This window comes from Tessaracoccus rhinocerotis (assembly GCF_007197885.1).
Taxonomy (GTDB): Bacteria; Actinomycetota; Actinomycetes; order Propionibacteriales; family Propionibacteriaceae; genus Arachnia; species Arachnia rhinocerotis.
The window spans coordinates 1,025,748-1,045,691 of record NZ_VKKG01000001.1 but is presented as its reverse complement, the minus strand read 5'-3'; the positions used below and the strand labels follow the sequence as shown (position 1 = coordinate 1,045,691).

18 protein-coding genes are annotated in these 19,944 nt (G+C 69.6%); 12 read left to right on the top strand and 6 right to left on the bottom strand.

Annotation, left to right across the window (positions count from 1 at the left end; genetic code table 11):
- The first annotated feature begins 56 nt into the window (after positions 1 to 56).
- Complete coding sequence (clpB, locus tag FOJ82_RS04990) at positions 57 to 2,630, top strand: ATP-dependent chaperone ClpB (protein WP_143937302.1); 2,574 nt, start codon at positions 57 to 59, stop codon at positions 2,628 to 2,630.
- Between the two features lie 385 nt (positions 2,631 to 3,015).
- On the opposite strand, the gene FOJ82_RS04985 is transcribed toward clpB, so the two are convergent.
- Together FOJ82_RS04985 and FOJ82_RS04980 are read right to left on the bottom strand one after the other, a co-directional pair.
- On the bottom strand, positions 3,016 to 4,005 hold the full coding sequence (locus FOJ82_RS04985; RefSeq protein ID WP_143937301.1) for a Gfo/Idh/MocA family protein: 990 nt from the start codon (positions 4,003 to 4,005) through the stop codon (positions 3,016 to 3,018).
- A gap of 124 nt (positions 4,006 to 4,129) precedes the next feature.
- Positions 4,130 to 4,570: a MarR family winged helix-turn-helix transcriptional regulator gene (locus FOJ82_RS04980; protein ID WP_143937300.1), complete on the bottom strand. Its 441-nt coding sequence runs from the start codon at positions 4,568 to 4,570 to the stop codon at positions 4,130 to 4,132.
- Positions 4,571 to 4,667: 97 nt separating this feature from the next.
- Here FOJ82_RS04980 and FOJ82_RS04975 point away from each other — a divergent pair, with 97 nt between their 5' ends.
- Entirely contained in the window at positions 4,668 to 6,518 is a 1,851-nt protein-coding gene (locus FOJ82_RS04975; RefSeq protein WP_143937299.1) for an ABC transporter ATP-binding protein, read from the top strand.
- Positions 6,519 to 6,588: 70 nt separating this feature from the next.
- Positions 6,589 to 8,274 carry a glycoside hydrolase family 10-like protein gene (locus FOJ82_RS04970; protein ID WP_143937298.1) on the top strand — a complete coding sequence of 562 codons (1,686 nt, stop codon included), beginning with the start codon at positions 6,589 to 6,591 and terminating at the stop codon, positions 8,272 to 8,274.
- Positions 8,275 to 8,277: 3 nt separating this feature from the next.
- On the opposite strand, the gene FOJ82_RS04965 is transcribed toward FOJ82_RS04970, so the two are convergent.
- Complete coding sequence (locus tag FOJ82_RS04965) at positions 8,278 to 9,087, bottom strand: FadR/GntR family transcriptional regulator (protein ID WP_143937297.1); 810 nt, start codon at positions 9,085 to 9,087, stop codon at positions 8,278 to 8,280.
- Positions 9,088 to 9,122: 35 nt separating this feature from the next.
- Complete coding sequence (locus FOJ82_RS04960) at positions 9,123 to 9,872, bottom strand: SDR family NAD(P)-dependent oxidoreductase (RefSeq protein WP_246099748.1); 750 nt, start codon at positions 9,870 to 9,872, stop codon at positions 9,123 to 9,125.
- 70 nt (positions 9,873 to 9,942) lie between these two features.
- Here FOJ82_RS04960 and FOJ82_RS04955 point away from each other — a divergent pair, with 70 nt between their 5' ends.
- The gene (locus FOJ82_RS04955) at positions 9,943 to 10,725 is read left to right on the top strand and encodes an SDR family oxidoreductase (RefSeq protein WP_185975623.1); all 783 of its coding nucleotides are present in this window, start codon (positions 9,943 to 9,945) and stop codon (positions 10,723 to 10,725) included.
- Positions 10,726 to 10,755: 30 nt separating this feature from the next.
- Here the strand turns inward: FOJ82_RS04955 and FOJ82_RS04950 are convergent, their stop codons facing one another.
- Positions 10,756 to 12,075 (bottom strand): MATE family efflux transporter, encoded by a 1,320-nt coding sequence (locus FOJ82_RS04950; RefSeq protein ID WP_143937417.1) that lies wholly within the window; start codon positions 12,073 to 12,075, stop codon positions 10,756 to 10,758.
- Between the two features lie 73 nt (positions 12,076 to 12,148).
- On the opposite strand from FOJ82_RS04950, the gene FOJ82_RS04945 reads away from it, so the two are divergent.
- Positions 12,149 to 13,099 (top strand): asparaginase, encoded by a 951-nt coding sequence (locus tag FOJ82_RS04945; RefSeq protein ID WP_143937294.1) that lies wholly within the window; start codon positions 12,149 to 12,151, stop codon positions 13,097 to 13,099.
- A 305-nt stretch (positions 13,100 to 13,404) separates the two neighbouring features.
- Here the strand turns inward: FOJ82_RS04945 and FOJ82_RS04940 are convergent, their stop codons facing one another.
- Entirely contained in the window at positions 13,405 to 14,406 is a 1,002-nt protein-coding gene (locus FOJ82_RS04940) for a hypothetical protein (RefSeq protein WP_185975622.1), read from the bottom strand.
- A gap of 121 nt (positions 14,407 to 14,527) precedes the next feature.
- Here FOJ82_RS04940 and FOJ82_RS04935 point away from each other — a divergent pair, with 121 nt between their 5' ends.
- The 7 genes from FOJ82_RS04935 to fbaA all read left to right on the top strand — a co-directional run bounded on the left by FOJ82_RS04935 (position 14,528) and on the right by fbaA (position 19,898).
- A complete protein-coding gene (locus FOJ82_RS04935; protein ID WP_143937292.1) occupies positions 14,528 to 15,343 on the top strand; it encodes a spermidine synthase in 816 nt (271 codons plus the stop codon).
- A 178-nt stretch (positions 15,344 to 15,521) separates the two neighbouring features.
- The gene (locus FOJ82_RS04930; RefSeq protein WP_143937291.1) at positions 15,522 to 16,199 is read left to right on the top strand and encodes a class E sortase; all 678 of its coding nucleotides are present in this window, start codon (positions 15,522 to 15,524) and stop codon (positions 16,197 to 16,199) included.
- A complete protein-coding gene (pyrE, locus tag FOJ82_RS04925) occupies positions 16,196 to 16,735 on the top strand; it encodes an orotate phosphoribosyltransferase (protein ID WP_143937290.1) in 540 nt (179 codons plus the stop codon). Before FOJ82_RS04930 ends, pyrE begins: the two co-directional genes overlap by 4 nt.
- A gap of 50 nt (positions 16,736 to 16,785) precedes the next feature.
- Positions 16,786 to 17,580, top strand: a complete 795-nt coding sequence (locus FOJ82_RS04920) for a LemA family protein (protein ID WP_143937289.1) — start codon at positions 16,786 to 16,788, stop codon at positions 17,578 to 17,580.
- A gap of 4 nt (positions 17,581 to 17,584) precedes the next feature.
- Positions 17,585 to 18,220 carry a TrmH family RNA methyltransferase gene (locus tag FOJ82_RS04915; RefSeq protein WP_185975637.1) on the top strand — a complete coding sequence of 212 codons (636 nt, stop codon included), beginning with the start codon at positions 17,585 to 17,587 and terminating at the stop codon, positions 18,218 to 18,220.
- A 19-nt stretch (positions 18,221 to 18,239) separates the two neighbouring features.
- A complete protein-coding gene (locus FOJ82_RS04910) occupies positions 18,240 to 18,779 on the top strand; it encodes a hypothetical protein (protein WP_143937287.1) in 540 nt (179 codons plus the stop codon).
- Between the two features lie 96 nt (positions 18,780 to 18,875).
- Complete coding sequence (fbaA, locus tag FOJ82_RS04905; protein WP_143937286.1) at positions 18,876 to 19,898, top strand: class II fructose-bisphosphate aldolase; 1,023 nt, start codon at positions 18,876 to 18,878, stop codon at positions 19,896 to 19,898.
- The last annotated feature ends 46 nt before the right edge of the window (positions 19,899 to 19,944 follow it).

Sequence of the window (19,944 nt, the reverse complement as noted above, 5' to 3'; positions counted from 1 at the left end):
CCGGATTTGGGTTGAGTGTAGTAGACTCAACTTGCAATCCTGACCCGGAGGAACCCTTGAACACCGAGAAACTGACCACGAAGAGCCGCGACGCCATCACGTCGGCCGTGCGGCAGGCACTCACCAACGGCAACCCCAACGCAGAGCCCGAGCACCTCCTGCACGGCCTCCTGATGGTCCCGGACAACACCGTCGGACCGCTCCTGGAGTCGCTCGGCGCCAGCGCGGAGAACGTCGACGACGCGGCCGAGGCCGCCATCGCGCAGCTGCCGTCCAGCACCGGCTCGTCCGTGACGCAGCCGGCACTCTCCGGCGCGCTCGCGCGCGTCATGGCCTCCGCCGAGACCCTCGCACACGAGCTGGGGGACCAGTTCGTCGCCACCGAGCACCTGCTGATCGGGCTGGCGAGCGTCGAGTCCCCGGCCAAGAGGATCCTGACCGCCGCGGGCGTCGACGTCGCGAGCCTCACCACCGCGTTCAACGACTCGCGGGGCGGCAAGCGCGTCACCTCGGCCGAGTCCGAGGGCGGCGAGTCCGCGCTGGAGAAGTACTCCGTCGACCTGACCGAGGCGGCGCGCTCCGGCAAGCTCGACCCCGTCATCGGCCGTGACGCCGAGATCCGCCGCGTCTCCCAGGTGCTGGCCCGCCGCACCAAGAACAACCCCGTACTGATCGGCGAGCCCGGCGTGGGCAAGACCGCCGTCGTCGAGGGCCTGGCGCTCCGGTTGGTCGAGGGCGACGTCCCGGACTCGCTGAAGGGTCGCAGGCTGGTCTCGCTCGACCTCGCCTCGATGGTGGCCGGTGCCAAGTACCGCGGCGAGTTCGAGGAGCGGCTCAAGGCCGTGCTCAACGAGATCCGCGACGCCGAGGGGCAGGTCATCACCTTCATCGACGAGCTGCACACCGTCGTCGGCGCCGGCGCCTCCGGCGAGGGGGCGATGGACGCGGGCAACATGCTCAAGCCCATGCTGGCCCGCGGCGAGCTGCGGATGATCGGCGCCACCACCCTGGACGAGTTCCGCGAGCGCATCGAGAAGGACCCGGCCCTCGAGCGTCGCTTCCAGCAGGTCTTCGTCGGCGAGCCGACGGTGGAGGACACCATCGCCATCCTCCGCGGCCTGCGCGAGCGCTACGAGGCCCACCACAAGGTGCGGATCACCGACGCGGCCCTCGTCGCGGCCGCCGCACTGTCCGACCGCTACATCACCTCGCGCCAGCTGCCCGACAAGGCCATCGACCTGATCGACGAGTCCGCCTCGCGCCTGCGGATGGAGATCGACTCCTCCCCGGAGGAGATCGACATGCTGCGCCGCGACGTCGACCGCATGACCATGCAGGTGTTCCACCTGGAGAAGGAGAACGACGAGGCCTCCAAGGAGCGCCTGGCCGCGCTGCGCACCGAGCTGGCCGACGAGCAGGAGCGCCTGCGCGGGCTCGAGCAGCGCTGGGAGGCCGAGAAGGCGGGCCTGAACCGGGTCGGCGACGTCAAGTCGCGGATCGACCAGCTCCGCGTCGAGGCCGACAAGGCCCAGCGCGCGGGCGACCTGACCAAGGCGTCGCAGATCCTCTACGGCGACATCCCCGCCGCCGAGCGCGAGCTGGAGGCCGCCGAGGCCAACGACAAGACCCCGTCCATGGTCTCCGAGGAGGTCTCCGACACCGACATCGCGGAGGTCATCGCGGCCTGGACCGGCATCCCCGTCGGTCGCCTGCTGCAGGGCGAGAGCGAGAAGCTCCTCGAGATGGAGCAGCGCCTCGCCTCCCGGCTGATCGGACAGGAGGAGGCCGTCAAGGCAGTCTCGGACGCCGTGCGCCGTTCTCGGGCCGGCATCTCCGACCCGAACCGCCCCACCGGGTCGTTCATGTTCCTCGGCCCCACGGGCGTCGGCAAGACCGAGCTGGCGAAGTCCCTGGCGGACTTCCTGTTCGACGACGAGACCGCCCTCGTGCGGATCGACATGAGCGAGTACTCGGAGAAGCACTCCGTCGCACGCCTCGTCGGTGCGCCCCCGGGCTACGTCGGCTACGAGGAGGGCGGCCAGCTCACCGAGGCCGTGCGCCGTCGGCCCTACTCCGTCGTCCTGCTCGACGAGGTGGAGAAGGCCCACCCGGACCTGTTCAACATCCTGTTGCAGGTCCTCGACGATGGCCGCCTCACCGACGGCCAGGGCCGCACGGTCGACTTCCGCAACACCATCTTGATCCTGACCTCGAACCTCGGCTCGCAGTTCCTCGCGGACCCGCTGACGGACTCCGCGGTCAAGCGCGAACAGGTGATGGGTGTGGTGCGGCAGTCGTTCCGTCCCGAGTTCCTCAACCGGCTCGACGACATCGTCCTGTTCGAGCCACTCACACAGGAGCAGCTGGGCCGGATCGTCGAGATCCAGCTGGAAAAGCTGAACCGTCGACTGGCGCCTCGTCGCATCCACGTCGAGGTGAGCGCGGCTGCGCGCGAATGGCTCGGCCGGACCGGGTTCGACCCGATCTACGGTGCCCGTCCGCTCCGTCGGTTGGTCCAGAGCACCGTCGAGGACGGCCTCGCACGCAAGCTGCTGGCCGGTGAGATCCACGACGGCCAGAGCGTCGAGGTGGACCTCAATGCCTCGGGCGACGGCCTCACGGTCGACTGATCGACTGCCCGCCACGTTGGTCGAGTGGGGGGGCGCCTCTCCCTCGTCGGTCGAGTAGGGCGCCCGGCGCCCGTGTCGAGACCTGTCCTTAGTGGGTCTCGACACGCGCCGCTCGTTCCTCGCGGCGCTACTCGACCAGCGGGTCCCGTCGTTGGTCGAGTAGGGCGCCCGGCGCCCGTGTCGAGACCTGTCCTGGGTGGGGTCTCGACACGCGCCGCTCGTTCCTCGCGGCGCTACTCGACCAGCGGGTGGCGCACCCTCCCTCGCTGGTCGAGTAGGGCGCCCGGCGCCCGTGTCGAGACCTGTCCTGGGTGGGGTCTCGACACGCGCCGCTCGTTCCTCGCGGCGCTACTCGACCAGCGGGTCTCGTCTGGCGAGACCTCCCTCAACCGCCCGACGCCGACCCGCACGCTGCGCGGATGGCCTCGAGGACGCGCAGTGTCTGGACGGTGCGGAGCTGGTCGACCTCAGCGCTGGCTGCGCCGTCGACCAGCTCGACGAACCGTGCCATCTCGAGGTGCATGTTGCCGATGAACGCGCCGGTCTCGTCGGCGCCGTCGACCTCGTACTCGAGCGGGTCGGCGCCCAGCAACTGCAGGCCGACGCGGCGGGGCTCGCCGATCCGGTCGATCGTGATGGTCCCCAGCTCACCCTCGATCTGGCTGGGACGGCTGGAGGCGGTGATCTTCGACCAGGAGACGTCCGCGACGAACCCGGGGTACCGCATCAGCGCGACGCCGGAGCCGTCGGTTCCGGAGGCCACCACGACCTGCTGCGCGGCGACGTGCTCGGGAGGGCCGAACAGGTCAACGAGTGCGGAGACGCAGTACACGCCGAGGTCGTTCAGCGCGCCGCCGGCCATCTCAGGATCGAAGATGTTGACCTGCTCCCCGGCGAGCACCTGGTCGTACCGGGACGAGCGCTGCGCGTACTCGAAGGAGACGCGCCGGACGGTCCCGACCTGCGGCAACAGCTCCCGCACCAGGGCCATCCCCGGGTCGTGGGCATTGCGCATGCCCTCGAACAGGACCACGCCCTGGGACTCGGCGAGGGCGATGAGCTCCATGAACTCCGCGGCCGTCGTCACCGCGGGCTTCTCCACCAGGACGTGCTTGCCCGCCTGCAGCGCGGCTCGGCACTGGGCGTGGTGCAGCGAGTTGGGGCTGGCGACGTAGACGGCGTCGACGTCGGGGGAGGCGAGCATCTCCTCGATGTCGGACCAGGACTGCGGCGCGCCGATCTGCTGGGCGACGGCGGCGGCGCGGTCGGCGTCGCGGGAGAGTACACCGGCGAGCTGGATGCCTGGCACGCGTCGCGAGGACTCGACGAACTGGTGGGAGATCATGCTCGTGCCGATCAGGGCGACGCGGACCATCGTCGTTCCTTCCGATCCAGGGGTGGGAGACGTTGCGCGAAGCCTACGGGTTGGCCCGGGCGAATCTGCTCAACTGTTCATTCGTCGACCTTGGACGGGCCCAGAGGCGAACAGTTGACTCGATTCAGCCCGTCGGGGGCAGGCGGGAGAGGAGCTTGGCGAGTTGGTCCTGCTCGCTGGGCGACAGCGCGGCGAAGTACTCGTCTGCCCGCTCGCGCCGCTCGGCCATCACCGCGTCGTGCAACTGCAGCCCCTCAGGTGTGGGCTCGACGATGATCGCCCGGCGGTCGCTCGGGTCAGGCGCGCGCCGCACCAGTCCGCGCGCCTCCAACTGGTCCACCACTTCGGTCGCGGACCGGGGCGCGATGCGCAAGCGCTCGGCGATGACACCCAGGCGCACGCCGTCGTCCATGCGCATGATGGTGTGCAGGGCGCGCCACTGGAAGGGGGTGACCTCCCACGGCGCGAGTTGCTCGGTCCACGAGTGCCGCAGGCCCCGGAAGGCGGCGTGCAGCAGCGAGCCGAGGTCGCTCGACGGCTCAACGTCGCGGTGGTCACTGCCCATGGGGACAGCCTAGCAACTTGACCGCCTGCCTCATTGTGAGGTAACCTCAGTAATGCATGGGGACGAATCCATGCCATCTTGCAGGAGGTGATGCCTCATGGCAGCTCCGAACCACACTCCCGGCGAGGGCCAGGGCGGCGGGCGCGGACCCGCGCGCGTCAGTCAGGCCGACAAGCGCCAACTCGAACAACACCCCGTCGACGTGCGCCGTATCGCTGCGCTCTTCGGGCCCCACAAGCTCACGATCCTCGTGGTCGTGCTCCTCATCAGCGCGTCCTCCGTGGTCGGGCTCGCGCAGCCGTTCCTCGTCAGGGGCGTCATCGACGACGCACTGCCCAACCGGGACGTCGGGCTGCTCGGGTGGCTCGTCGGCGCGATGATCGCCGTCGCGGCCGTCACCGCCGTCATCGGCGTGGTCCAGACCTGGCTCGCCACGCGCATGGGGCAGCAGGTCATGCACGCCCTGCGCACCAAGCTCTTCACCCACCTCCAGGGCCAGTCCCTGGGGTTCTTCACCCGCACCCGCGGCGGCGACGTACAGTCCCGGCTCACCCACGACATCTCCGGCATGCAGTCGGTGGTCACCAGCACCGCCACCTCCGTGGCGTCCAACCTGACGACGGCGGTGGCCACGGCCGTCGCCATGGTTGCGCTCTCGCCCAGGCTCTCCCTGATCTCCCTGTTCGTGCTCCCGCCGGCCATCTGGCTGAGCCGTCGCGTGGCGCTGCTGCGCCGCGACATCACCAGCAAGCGCCAGGCCGAGCTCGCGAACCTGCACACGCTGGTGGAGGAGGGGCTGTCGGTCTCCGGCGTCCGCCTCGCGAAGACGCTGGGCACCACCGACCGCAACGCCGGCGCGTTCACCGACTCCTCGGAGCGGTTGATCGACCTCGAGATGCGCTCGCAGCTCGCGGGCCAGTGGCGCATGGCGACGATGGGCATCGTCTTCGCCGCCATTCCGGCGGCCATCTACCTGGCCGCCGGCTACCCGGCGGTCTCCGGCGGCATGACCATCGGCACCCTGGTGGCCTTCACCGCGCTGCAGGCAACGATCTTCCGCCCTGTCATGGGCCTGCTCAACGTCGGCGTCCAGTGGGTCACCGCGATGGCCCTGTTCAGCCGCATCTTCGAGTACCTGGACCTGGTCCCCGAGGTGCAGCCGCCGGTGGACCCGGTCCGCATCGACCCGGCCACCGTGCGCGGCGAGGTCCGCTTCGAGGACGTCCGCTTCGCCTACGGCGACGGCGCCCCGGTGCTGCGCGGCATCGACCTGACCGTCCCCGCCGGGACCACCACCGCCGTGGTCGGGCCCACGGGCTCCGGCAAGTCGACGCTCGGCTCGCTGATCCCGCGCCTCCACGACGCCACCTCCGGGCGCATCACCATCGACGGCATCGACGTGCGCCACCTCCACCCCGACGACCTGGCCGGCATCGTCGGAGTCGTCAGCCAGGAGACCTACCTCGTGCACGCCACAGTTCGCGAGAACCTCCTGCTGGCCGCCCCCGAAGCCGACGACGACGAGCTGTGGGACGCCCTGTCCTCCGCGCGGATCGCGACCCTCGTGGCCGGACTCCCGGACGGTCTGGACACCCTCGTCGGGGCCCGCGGCCACCGGTTCTCCGGTGGTGAGCAGCAGCGCCTCGCCATCGCACGCACCATCCTGCGCAACCCCCGGGTGCTCGTCCTCGACGAGGCAACCAGCGCCCTGGACAACACCACCGAGGCCGAGGTGCAGGCCGCACTCGACCGGCTCGCGGAGGGTCGCACCACGCTGACGATCGCCCACCGCCTGTCCACCGTCGAGAACGCCGACCAGGTGGCGGTGCTGGATGCCGGCGCCGTCGTCGAGCGCGGCACCGCCGTCGAGCTGCGCTCCTCGGGTGGGGCCTTCGCGCGGCTCGCCGCCCGACAGTTGGCCGACGACGAGCTCCTCGCCGCCGCGTGAGGCGGGCTGACCCCTTGCGGTGACGGGTGCCAGGAGGGATCCTGATCGCAGGTCACCGAGAGGAACTGCGATGAAGAAGATCCTGACCGCACTGATTGCCGCGCTGGTGCTCGTCGCCGGCGTGATAGCCGCCCCACCCGCGGCCGCCGCCACGGCGCAGTGGCGCTCGTTCTGGGTGGACACCCTGAACCCGGGCATCTTCAACGCGCAGCAGGTGAAGCAGGTGGTGGCCGACGCCAGGGCCGCCAACGCGAACGTGCTGATCGTGCAGGTGGTGCGGCGCTACGAGTGCTTCTGCAACAACTCCGACTTCCCGCGCGCCACCGACAGCGGCCTCGCTGCGGGCTACGACCCGTTGGCCGAGGTCATCCGGCAGGGCCACGCGGCCGGTCTCGAGGTGCACGCCTGGGTCAACGTCGGCACCATGTGGAGCGCCACGGCCGCGCCGGCCAGCCCCAACCACGTCTTCAATACCAACGGCCCCTCGGCCTCCGGAGCCAACCGCTGGATGAACAAGCGCAGCGACGGGGTGGAGCGGGTCGACGGCGCAGCCACCTACCTCGACCTGGGCAACCCCGCGGCGCAGGACTACATCGCGGCAAAGGTGGCCTCCATCGTCGAGAACTACAACGTCGACGGCATCAACCTGGACTACATCCGCTACCCGGACCACAGCACCGGCGGCGCAAACCAGTGGGGCTACTCAGCGACGTCGCTGCAGCGGTTCCACGCCGCCACCGGCACGACGGAGACGCCCCTGGCCACCGACGCCGCCTTCTCCAACTTCCGACGCCAGCAGGTGACCGCCACCGTCACCAAGATCAAGCGCGCGATCGACCGGACCGCGCCCTCCACCGTCCTCTCGGTCAACGGCATCTCCTACGGCTACGGCCCATCGAGCACCCGCAGCTGGGAGGCGACCGACCCCTACCGCGCCGTCTTCCAGGACTGGCGCGGGTGGGCCCGCAACGGCCTGGTCGACGTCGTGGTGCTGATGAACTACAAGCGCGAGTCCAACAGCACCCAGGCAGCGCAGTTCCGCTCCTGGAACGTGTTCCTCGCTGACCTGCAGGAGGAGACGGGCCGGCTGATGGTCTCGGGGCCGGCGCTGTACCTGAACACCGTCGCCGAGTCCCTGCGCCAGGCCAACGCCGCTACTGCGCTCGGGATCGGCTGGTCCGGCTACAGCTACGCCAACCCGAGCGCGCCCGGCTATGCCTCCGGCTCCACCTCGGTTAAGGGGGCCGAGCGGCGGGCCCTCATCGACGCCCTGGTCGCCGGACCGTTCCGGGAGTGGGCAGCCGTCCCGCTGATGACGTGGAAGCCCGACGCCGCGCGCGACCTCTACGTCATCCCCGGCTACCACCAGGTCAACGGCCGCGAGTGGCGCACCGACTGCGAGGCCTACTCGCAGACCCGGCGCTGCACCACCGAGATCAAGGCCACCACCGTCACCTTCGACGGCCGCCGCTACGTCAAGAGGTTCGACTGGGTGTTCAACAACCTGACCTACCTGCCCCTGATGACCCGCGCGCAGTGGGGAACCAACCCGCTGGCGCGCACCGGCGAGTTCACGTCGTCGGGACGGCCGTGGCGCACCGAGTGCGACACCCCGGCCACCGGCCGCGGGGGCTGCCGCAGTTACGTCTTGACCTACGGCATGGTGCACTCCGCGCGGAATGCCGACGGCACGTGGCGCTACTACCGCGCCAACGCGTGGGTGTTCAACAACATGGTGCGATTCCTCGACGGCTGAGGGTCAGCGAGCCTCCGCGCGGGCATCGCGAGCAGCTTGGAGTGCCGCACTGAGGCGTCGGGTGACCTCCTGCTGGTCCTCCAATTCGCGAATGGAATGAAGGACGAGATCGCGGACTGCCTGGTTGGCGCCCCGCTCGTCCCGTCCCCGGATCGCGTTCGCGAGTTCCTCGTGCTGGGCGACGGCCTCAGCGCTGACCGTGTGCGCGCCCGGGCTGCTTCGGTTGTTCCGGCGTGCGTTGAATGCAGCCGAGATCGTCTCGGCGAGCTGCGCAATGACGATGTTGCCGGCGCTCTTGAGCACCAGTCGGTGGAACTCGGCGTCGTGTGCGTAGAACTGGTCAGCATTGCCGGCCTCAAAGGCTGCACGCATGTGGGCTGCGAGCTCAACCAGCTGGGTGCCGCTCTCGTCGGAAGCGCGCCGCGCGGCAAGTTCGGCGGCGCTCGACTCAACTCCGTGGCGAAGTTCGAGCAGTTCGCGCAGTTGGCTCTCGTACTGGAGGCCCCTCGCGCGCCACGTGACGACCTGTGGACTGAGAAGATCCCACGCTTCGGGAGGGAGCACCCGTGTCCCGACCTGGGGGCGTGCCTCAACCAGCCCCAGGGAACCCAAGGTCCTCAGCGCCTCGCGCACGACCGAACGGGAGACGCCGAAGCGCTCCACCAGTTCGTCTGCGTTCATCAAGGAGCCGGTCGCTGCGGATCCGTCGATGATCTCCTGCCCGAGTGTGTTCACGATCTGGCCGTGGAGACCAGAGCCCATGCGCGTCACGCGCCGTTCGCGTGCCGACGCATCGTGCTTGGAGGTGTTCACAGCGTTGAACCTAACTGCTCCGTGGCTCGACAGCGCTATGCGCCTCCGGCGTAGGGGGCTGCGTAAGCGGTGGAAGGTGACTGGGTTGCCAGCTTGCCGCCGCTGACGTCCAGAAGGGAGCCGGTGATGTACCCAGCGCACTCACTGGCCAGGAAGGTGACCGCCTGGGCCACCTCCTCGGGGGTGCCCCACCGGCGGATCGCGAGCTGGTCGAGTTTCGCGTCCCGCATGGCCGGAGCCAGGCCCTCGAAGCCGTTCATCTCGGTGGGAACCATTCCGGGTGCGTAGGAATTGACCGTGATGCCCCAAGGCCCCAGTTCGCTGGCCAGTGTCCGACTCAACTGGACGACCGCAGCTTTCGATGCCGCGTATGCGGAGGACCCGACGGAAGGCACGATCGCGGCGAATGAAGCCGCGTTCACGATCCGTCCCCAGGCTTGCCGTTTCATGATCGGGGCCACGGCTTGACACATGTTCAGGACGCCCTCGACGTTGACCTCGAAGACGCGTCGCCATACGGCCATCTCGATCGACTCGGCGGGGGCCTCGACCATGATGCCGGCGTTGTTCACGAGGACGTCAATGCGTCCGTAGGTGTCGTCGATCTCGGAGACTGCAGACTCGACTTCGCTGGGGGAGGTGACGTCACACGTGAGATCGAGATCTCCCACGCGGCCTGACCCGGGGCTGCGGATGTCGAGGTTGACCACCGTTGCCCCCTCGTCACGCAGGGAGCGGAGGATTGCCGTGCCGATCCCACGGCTGGCCCCCGTGACAACTGCCACACGCCCATTCAGTCCAAGTTCCATGATCGCCTCCGCGCCGAAGCATACTAAGCTGATTAATGATACTAACATGTCGGGCGAAGTGAGGAACCAGATGAGTGCTGCACACGAGGTCACCGATTCGAGGCCACCGGCGGCGTGGGTGATCGGCGCCGGGAGCGGGGTTGGCGCCGCGCTCGTCCACGAGCTCCACAGGCGGGGCTACGCGGTAGCTCTTTCCGGGCGGCGAGCCGATCGACTTGAGCAGACCCTGCGTGAGGTCCAAGCGGCCGGCGCAGCGCCGGGGAGCGGGAGGTTGGTCCCACACCCGTTGGACGTGACTGATGCAACCGCGATGGAGGCCGTGCATGCGGCGATCGTGGCAGACATCGGCGAGGTTGAAGTCCTTGTCTTTGCAGCTGGCCTGAACACCCCGCGCAGGTACTGGGCCGACATGGACCCGGTCGAATCCCAGCAGGTGTACGCCACCAACCTGATTGCCCCCACAACAGCCACCTCCCTCGTCCTCCCCGGGATGCGCGGAATCGGGAAGGGCACGCTGATCTACGTATCGTCGCTCTCCGCCTGGCAGCACGCGCCGGATGCCGGCGTCGTCTACAGCGCCAGCAAGAAGGGGATGAGCACCCTCCCAGAGCACATCAACTCCACGGAGGGCCGCTCAGGGATCCGGGCGACGGCGGTTGTGCCCGGTGACATCGACTCCGAGTTCCTGGAGATGCGTCCGAACGTTCCCGGTGCCGAGGCGCGCAAGACCATGTTGACCCCGAAGGACGTCGCTGCGGCCGTGGGAATGGTCATCGACCAACCCCGCCATGTCTGTGTCAACGAGCTTGTGATCTCCCCGGTCAGGTAGGGCGCTCCGGCGCCACCCGGGGTCGGGTTCTCAGGCCCCGGTGACCAGCCACGCGCCCCCGCGCTGCCGCAGCCACAGCGTCAGCGCCCGGGCGCCCATGAACGCGACGCCGTAGGCGACCCACAGCCACGCCAGGCCGGCGCCGCCGTCGGGGCCGACGAACGCGACCAGCACAGCCAGCGGTGCGTAGACCACGAGCGTGAACACCCCTGCCCGGGCCAGGAACGGCCCGTCGCCGGCGCCGATCAGGACGCCGTCCATCAGGCACACGTACGCGGTGAGCGTGAGGGTGGCGCCGACCACCACCAGAGACGCGGCGACGGCGTTGCGAACCTCGACCTCGGGGCTGAACAGCGCGGCGATCGGCTGCCGGGCGAGGATCGTCAGCAGACCCAGCGCCACCCCGGCGCCCAGCGACCACCACAGCATCCGACGGGTGACGGCGCGGGCCTCGTCGACGTCGCCGGCGCCGAGCGCCATCCCGATCAGCGTCTGTCCGGCGATCCCGAGCGCGTCGAGGGCGTAGGAGAGGAAGCCCCACACGTTGTAGGTGACCTGGTGGCCCGCGAGGGCGACCGCCCCCTTGTTGGCGGCCACCCACGTGGTCAGCACCAACGCGAGCCGCAGCGTCAGTGTTCGCATCAGCAGCGGCGCCCCGACCTTCAGGCTGGATCTCATCCCGGCGAGGCTCGGCCGCAGCGAGGCACCCTCCCGGCGCGCGCCCCGGGCGACGACGAGCGCCGCGGTCGTGCCCATCAGGGTCTCGGCGACGGCGGTGGCGAAGCCCGATCCCGCCACGCCCATGTGCAGCCCGAACACGAACACGAGGTCGAGGACGACGTTGATCCCGGCGGCGGACACCGCGAGCACGAGCGGGGTCCTGGCGTCCGCGAGACCGCGCAGCGTCCCGGTGGCGGCCAGCATCAGCAGCATCCCCGGCAATCCGGGCAGCGACCACCGCGCGTACGCGACGGCGTGGCCGTGCACCTCGCCGGTGGCGCCCAGCCAGCCCACGAGTTGGGGAGCGGCCAACCACACCAGCCACCCGACGGCGACAGCCAGCGCGAGCGCAAGCCACATGGCCTGCACGCCCAACTCGAGCGCGCGGCGTCGGTTGCCGCCCCCGAGCTGCCGCGAGACCACCGCCGTCGAGCCGTAGGCCAGGAAGATCGCGAGACCGACGACGGTCGAGGTGATGGTGGCGCCCGCACCCAGTCCCGCCAACGGAAGGGTGCCGAGCCGTCCGACGATGGCGGTGTCGGCGAGCAGGAACAGCGGCTGGGCCACCAGGGCCGCGAACGCGGGTACGGCCAACGCCAGAATCCTCCGGTTCAGCCCCTTGGTTCCCATCACGCTCCGTATCCGCTCGACGGCGACGAGTCTAGGCTCACCCGACGATTCCCGCCCGCGCTAGCCTGCGGGGATGAGCCTTGCAGCCGCGCCGGTAGTCGCGCACGTCATCCGCAGCGGCTTCCTCGAGTCCTTGCACCACGGACTGGGGGTGGTCACCGCGCCCGACGGCACCGTCGAGTTCGCCCTCGGGGACCCTGCCACCCAGGTCTTCCCCCGCTCGGCCAACAAGCCGATCCACGCCGTCGCGGCGCTGCGGGCCGGCGCCGCCCCGTCAGCCCCGGCACTGGCCATCGGCTGCGCCTCGCACATGGGCGCGCCGGCGCACCTGCAGGCCACCCGCGACGCGCTGGACGCCGTCGGCCTCGACGAGTCGGCCCTGCGCAACGTCCCCGGCCTGCCCGGCGACCCCTCCGCAGCGGCCGAGTGGATCCGCAGCGGTCGGGGGCCCGAGAGCATCGCCCAGGGCTGCTCCGGCAACCACGCCGTGATGCTCGCAGGCACCGTCGCCGGTGGGTGGGAGCTCGGCTCCTACGACGACCCCGCGCACCCGTTCCAACGACTCGTGCGGGAGACCACCCACGACCTGGCCGACGAGCAGGTTTCGGCCATCGGCGTCGACGGCTGCGGCGTGCCCGTGTACGCGTTCGCCATCGCCGGTCTGGCGCGGACCTACGGACGGATCGCCGGTGCCCGCTCCGGGCTGCAGTTCCGGGTGGCCGACGCCGTGCGCGCCAATCCCGAACTGCTCGCCGGCAGCGGGCGGCGCACCACCCAGTTCATGCAGCGGGTCCCGGGACTGATCGCCAAGAGCGGTGCCGACGGCGTGTTCGCGGCGGGACTCCCGGACGGTCGCGGCGTGGCGGTGAAGATCGCCGACGGCGGGGACAGGGCCGCCGGCGTGGTGCTGGCGGCCCTGCTACTGCGTTGTGGCGCTGCGACCGCGGACCAGCTCGGTGACCTGGTGGCGGCCCCGGTGACCGGCCACTCCGAGGTGGTCGGCCACGTCGTCGGGGTGGCTTGAATCGTCGACCGTTGAGCGGTGGTCGAGGTACTCGACCACCGAGGGCTCGGCCGTTCAGGCGTTGGTCGAGTAGGGCGCCCGGCGCCCGTGTCGAGACCTTCTGGGGCTTCGTTAGGTCTCGACACGTCGCGGGGCGAGCTACTCGACCAGCGGGGTGGGCCGCTCCACCGTTGGTCGGGCATCTCCTCCGTTCAGGCGTTGGTCGAGTAGGGCGCCCGGCGCCCGTGTCGAGACCTTCTGGGGCTTCGTTAGGTCTCGACACGCTCGCTGGGCGAGCTACTCGACCAGCGGGGTGGGCCACGGGCTCAGCAGCCGTCCCACATCAGGGTGTTGGACGCCTGCCGCACGATGATCATCCCGATCGGTGTGTTGGAGTCCGGCAGGGAGGTGGCCTCGAAGTCGTCGAGGAACAGCATCTCCCTGGTGCCGTTGACCACCTTGTAGACGTAGACGGGCTGGTAGCCGTCCTTGGTCTCGTGCTCCCACGTGTAGCCGCCGGCGGAGTACGCCGTGTTGGCCTGGGTGTAGGTCTGGCCGACCTTCACCCCGAGGGTGGTCTCCACCGCCGCCGTGGTGGCGATCAGGACGTCCAGCGTGTGGCCGTTGGCGACGATGGCCAGGCCGAGGTCTGCCACCTCGTCGGAGACCTCGTAGTAGTCACACACGTCGGAGGTGTTGTGCTCGACGTATCCGAGTCGCGCGAGGTCGACCAGGCTCGCCCCGACCGCCAGCGGCCCGAATCCGCCGTGGCTGAGCTTCGCAGTCTCCAGGACGCTCGGCGGCACGTCGTGCACCGGTGGCCGCGACGCCGTCGAGAACACCACGATGTTGTTGAAGACCCACTTGGACTCAACCGAGTAGGACCAGCCCGACGGCGTCGCCGTCGCGGATGCCACGCGTGCCATCACGTAGCTGCGGCAGGCGTTGGAGCCGGTCTCGGGGGTGTCACAGACCGTGCGCCACTGGCGACCGTCGGTGGCAGTCCAGGTCCCGGTCTTCCCGAGCGGGTTGTTCGCCCACTGTCCCCGGGGTGACGGCAGGTAGGTGAGGTTGTTGAAGGCCCAGTCCGTGACGCGGACGTAGTGGCCGCCCTGGTACTTGACCTGCGTGGCCCAGATGTCGGTGCGGCAGCGCACGACGGTGCTGGAGTACATGCTGCACTCGGTCTGCCAGAGACGACCGTTGACGGCGTGACCGCCGGGCTGGGTGTAGACGTCGGCCCGGGCGGTGTTCACGGCACCGAGAGTGAGCATGGTGGCGGCGGTGGCCAGGATCGCCATGACGGTACGCAATAGCTTCACAGTCATTCCTCCTCGTTGAGGCGGGATCCACGGCGGACCCCGGATCTTGCGTTTCACGCTACGCCGGGCAATGGGCGGCGGCAATGGGTACGTGGCCACTGCTTCACCGCGACGGTAGTCTTCGGCCATGCCCGACCGCCTCGTCCCCGACGACACCGTCCCGGGAGCCTTCGCCGTCAGGTTCGGCGACACCTCGCAGTCATGGGTGGATCCCGCGCGTCCGGACTTCCTCGCGTTCGAGTACGTGCAGCACATCGCGATGGTGCTGGACCACACCATCCTCGACCTGCCGCCCGACGACCGACTCCGGATCATCCACATCGGCGGCGCGGGGATGTCGGTGCCGCGCTGGGTGGCCCACCGCCGCCCGGGAACCGCGCAGATCGTGTGCGAGCCGGACGTCGAGCTCACCGCCGAGGTCCGCCGCAAGCTCCCGCTGCCCCCACGCTCGGGCATCAAGGTGCGCGACGTCGACGGCCGCAGCGGCCTGACCGCCATGCCGGACGCCTACGCCGACGCAGTCATCCTTGACGCCTTCGACGGCTCGCAAGTGCCCGGCGAACTGGTCACCGCCCAGGCGCTGGACGACATCCGCCGCATCGGCCGGGGCCCCGAGTTGGTCATCACCAACGTCACGGACAGGGCCCCGTTCCGGTGGGCCAAGCGCGTCGCCGCAGGCATCGCCGAGCGCTGGCGCCACGTCATCGTGGGCGCCGAGGCCCCGGTCCACAAGGGGAAACGGTTCGGGAACCTGCTCCTGGTCGGCTCCACCACGCGCCCCGACCTGGGCGGCATCCGCCGCGAGTCCGGGAAGCTGCCCTTCGGGTACCGCTGGTTGGACGGCAGGGACGTGCGCAACTGGATCAGCGACGCCGAACCGTTCACCGACGCCGACGCCGAACCCTCGCCCGAGCCGTCGGGCAGCAAGCTCTGGTTCTCCTGAGCCAGTGTTCAGGCATCGGTGGGGTCTCGACACGCGGCCGCTCGTTCCTCGCAGTCGCTACTCGACCAGCGGAGCCCGAACTCGTCGGTCGAGTAGTCCGGCGAGGTACGAGCCGTGCGTGTCGAGACCTCCGGTCGGCGGGTGGTCCGGCAGTCGGGGCCTCCAATAGGGTGGGTGCATGTCCCGAGCCCGTCGCAGCGCTTCCCAAGGCGTTTCGCCGTTGCTGGTGCTTGGCATCGTGCTGCTCGTCGCGGTCCTCGGCCTCGCGGGCTGGGGCACCTGGCTCTACTGGGGCAGCAGCTTTGCGGCGCAGGACGCGGCCGCCGAGGCCGTCGCCGAGCTGGAGCAGCGCTGGGCGGACGAGGAGCCGCCCGCAGATCCCGAGACACCCACCCTGGTCGCCGATCCGGAGCCCGGACGGGCGCAGTGGCTGTTGCGCATCCCGGCGCTGGGGGAGTCGTGGCAGTGGCCCGTCTCCGTCGGCATCGATGACGAGTCACTGGGCCACGGCGTCGGCTGGTACCCCGGCACGTCCCAGCCCGGGCAGGTGGGCAACTTCGCCGTCGCCGGCCGGTGCATCACCGGCGCCCAGCCGTTCCGCGACCTGCGCCGGTTGCAGGTGGGCGACGAGGTGCTGGTCGAGGGCGTGCACCAGGTCTTCACCTACACCATCAACTCCGCGCCCGCGGACCTGACCGTCGACGAGGGCGAGGCCTGGGTGCTGGACCCGGTCCCCGGACGCGACGACCTGGACCCCACGCAGGCGCTCATCACCCTGACCACCTGCGAAGACCTCTACCCGACACCGGACCGCTCGGTCGGCTTCGGTGTCCTGACCTCAACGGAGACCAAATGACTGACAAGCAGACCCTCATCGACGCCGTCGGCGAACTCGCCGTCGTCCGCGGCCGCGTGACGCTCGCCTCCGGCAAGGAGGCCGACTACTACGTGGACATGCGCCGCGTCACCCTCGACGGCGCCGCCTCGCCCGTCGTCGGCCGCGTCATGAACGAACTGGTCGCCGACCTCGACTTCGACGCCGTCGGCGGACTCACGCTCGGCGCGGACCCCGTCGCCACCGCCATGCTGCACGCGCGCGCCGCCGCCGGGGGCCGCCTCGACGCGTTCGTCGTGCGCAAGAACACCAAGCAGCACGGCCTGCAGCGCAGGATCGAGGGCACCGACGTCGCGGGCCGCCGCGTGCTGGTGGTCGAGGACACCTCCACCACGGGCGGCTCGGCACTCACGGCGGTCGAGGCCGTCCGGGAGGCCGGGGGAGAGGTCGTCGCAGTCGCGGTGGTCGTCGACCGCGGCACCGGGGCCGCCCAGAAGGTGGCCGACGCCGGGCTCGAGTACCGCTTCGCGCTCGGTCTGGAAGATCTCGGGCTGTGAACCGACAGTCCCAGTACGCTTGGCTCTGATCCATCCGTTAAGGAGTTGCAATGGAAATCATCTTGGGCATCCTCGCCGTGATCGTGGTGATCGGCCTGATCGCCGTGTTCTGGGGATTCGGGGTGTACAACGGCTTCATCAAGGGCCGCAACCTGATCCAGGAGTCGTGGCGCCAGATCGACGTCGAGCTGAACCGCCGCTACGAACTGATCCCCAACCTGGTGGAGACGGTGCGTGGCTACGCCGCCCATGAGCGCAACACCTTGGAGCAGGTCACGTCGCTGCGCAACAGCGCCGCCGCCCTCGCGAACCAGGCCCACGGCGCCCCCAACCAGCAGCGCGCCGCCATCGAGGGTGAGCTGTCGAACGCAGTGCGCAGCCTGATCGTCTCCGTAGAGGCCTACCCCGAGCTGAAGTCGAACGTGAACTTCCTCGAGCTGCAGCGTGAGCTGACCGACACCGAGGACCGGATCGCCGCCGGGCGCCGCTTCTACAACGCCAACGTGCGCGACTACAACACCAAGATCGAGACCGTGCCGAGCAACATCATCGCCGGCTTCGCCAACTTCGAGAAGGCCACCTACTTCGAGGTCAACGACCCGCAGGTGCGCCAGGCTCCGGGCGTGAACTTCGGCGAGATCTCGCAGCGCCCCACCGGTCAGGGACAGGGCCAGCTGCCCAACCCGGGCCAGCACCAGCAGCAGCAGTACTCCGCGCCGTCGGCCAACCCGGTGCCGCAGCCGCAGTACCAGCAGCAGCCGCAGCAGCAGCCCCCGCAGCAGCCGCAGCAGCAGCCCCCGCAGCAGCCGCAGCAGGGTGGCTACCAGCCTCCCTACCAGCAGTGACGCACTGAGTACCGAAGAACCGGCCGACCCGACGGCGCCCACCGTCGGGGTCGGTCCGCACCCGCTGCCCTGGCCCGACGATCCCCGCCTGGACCCCGACCTCCTGCGCGACGGTGACCGCCGCAACGTCGTCGACCAGTACCGGTACTGGCACCTCGAGGCCATCGTCGCCGACCTCGACGAGCGCCGCTCGCCCCTCCACGTGGCCATCCAGAACTGGGAGCACGACTTCAACATCGGCTCCATGGTCCGCACGGCCAACGCCTTCAACGTCGGCGGCGTCCACATCGTCGGACGACGACGCTGGAACCGCCGCGGCGCCATGGTCACCGACCGCTACCTCCACGTCTTCCACCACGCCGACGAAGCCGCCCTCTTCAGTTGGCTGGCCGAGCGTGGGATCACGCCCATCGGGGTGGACAACCTGCCCTCGTCGGTGCCGCTGGAGGACGCGGAACTGCCCGAGCGATGCTGCCTCGTGTTCGGATCCGAGGGGCCGGGGCTGACGGACGAGATGGTGGCCGGCTGCGAGCGTCTGGTGGCCATCACCCAACTGGGCTCCACCCGCTCCATGAACGCAGGCGCCGCCGCCGCGATCGCCATGTACCACTGGGGACTCCAGCACCTCCCCAAGCCCTGACGGCGCTAGCATTGCAGCCATGCTGCCTGAGCGATTCACCGTCGGCCTCACCCCCCTCCCGACGGCACAGCGGGTGGTGCGCCAGCGCACCGCGCTCCGGTTCCGCATCATCTCCGCGATCATCTCGCTGGTGTTCCTGACGGCAGTGGTCTACTTCCTCAACCCCGGCTGGGGGACCGGCGTCATCATCGGCATCTACGTGCTGTGGGCCATCTCGACGGCGGTCTGGATGACCATCTCGGCGGTCGGCCTCAGTCGCGCCAAGAGGGACCTCGCCGCCATCGGTCACGGCGACGCCCTCCACATCGACGCCCGTGGCATCGAGTTCGTCCACCCCCGGCAGGTGCGGGCCGACTGGGCCGAGGTGAGCGCCCTCAAGATCAGCGGCTCGAGCCTCGGCGCCGGGCCGAGCCTGGTCCTCGAGGTGGGCGGCCGACCCGCGGCGAAGATCCCCATGAGCTTCCTCGACGCCATGCCCTCGGCCATCGACTCGGCCACCAGCGCCCGCTCGCTGGGGCGGGTGCGTCTCGACGTCAGTGACATGGATCGCATGCTCTGAGCCGCCTCGGCTCCTGCATAGTGGCCCCGCGGTCTCGCTCCGGGCACGACGCGATAGGCTGGCAACACCCAGTCTCTGTTAGGAAAGAGGGCATCCATGCCAGTTGCAACTCCTGAGGTTTACGCCCAGATGATCGACTCGGCCAAGGCGGGCAAGTTCGCCTACCCGGCCATCAACGTCAGCTCGTCCCAGACGCTGCACGCAGCCCTCCAGGGCTTCACCGAGGCGGGCTCCGACGGCATCCTGCAGGTTTCAACCGGTGGCGCCGAGTACTTCTCCGGCCCCACCATCAAGGACAAGATCGCGGGTGCGGTGGGCTTCGCGGCCTTCGCCCAGGAAGTCGCCAAGAACTACCCGGTGAACGTGGCCCTGCACACCGACCACTGCCCCAAGGACAAGCTGGACAGCTTCGTGCGTCCGCTGCTGGCAATCTCCGAGGAGCGCGTCAAGAACGGCGGCCTGCCGCTGTTCCAGTCCCACATGTGGGACGGTTCCGCAGTTCCCATGGAGGAGAACCTGCAGATCGCCGCCGAGCTCCTCGAGCGCTGCGCCGCCGCCAACATCATCCTGGAGATCGAGGTGGGTGTCGTCGGTGGTGAGGAGGACGGCGTCATGGCCGAGATCAACGAGAAGCTCTACACCACCGTCGAGGACGGCATCGCCACCATCGAGGCCCTCGGCCTGGGCGAGAGGGGCCGCTACATCACCGCCCTGACCTTCGGCAACGTGCACGGCGTGTACAAGCCGGGTGCCGTCAAGCTGCGTCCCGGTGTCCTCAAGGAGATCCAGGAGGCCGTCGGCGCCAAGTACGGCAAGGAGAGCCCGTTCGACCTCGTGTTCCACGGCGGCTCCGGCTCCACCGCGCAGGAGATCTCCGACGCGGTCGACTACGGCGTCATCAAGATGAACATCGACACCGACACCCAGTACGCCTTCACCCGCCCCGTTGCCGAGCACATGTTCCGCAACTACGACGGCGTCCTGAAGATCGACGGCGAGGTCGGCAACAAGAAGCAGTACGACCCCCGCGCCTGGGGCAAGGCCGCCGAGAACGGCATGGCCAAGCGCGTGGTCGAGGCCTGCGAGCAGCTGCGTTCGGCCGGCACCTCCGGCAAGTGACCGCCGCCCGTTGATCGAGTAGGAGCCCGCGAGGTACGAGCGGGTG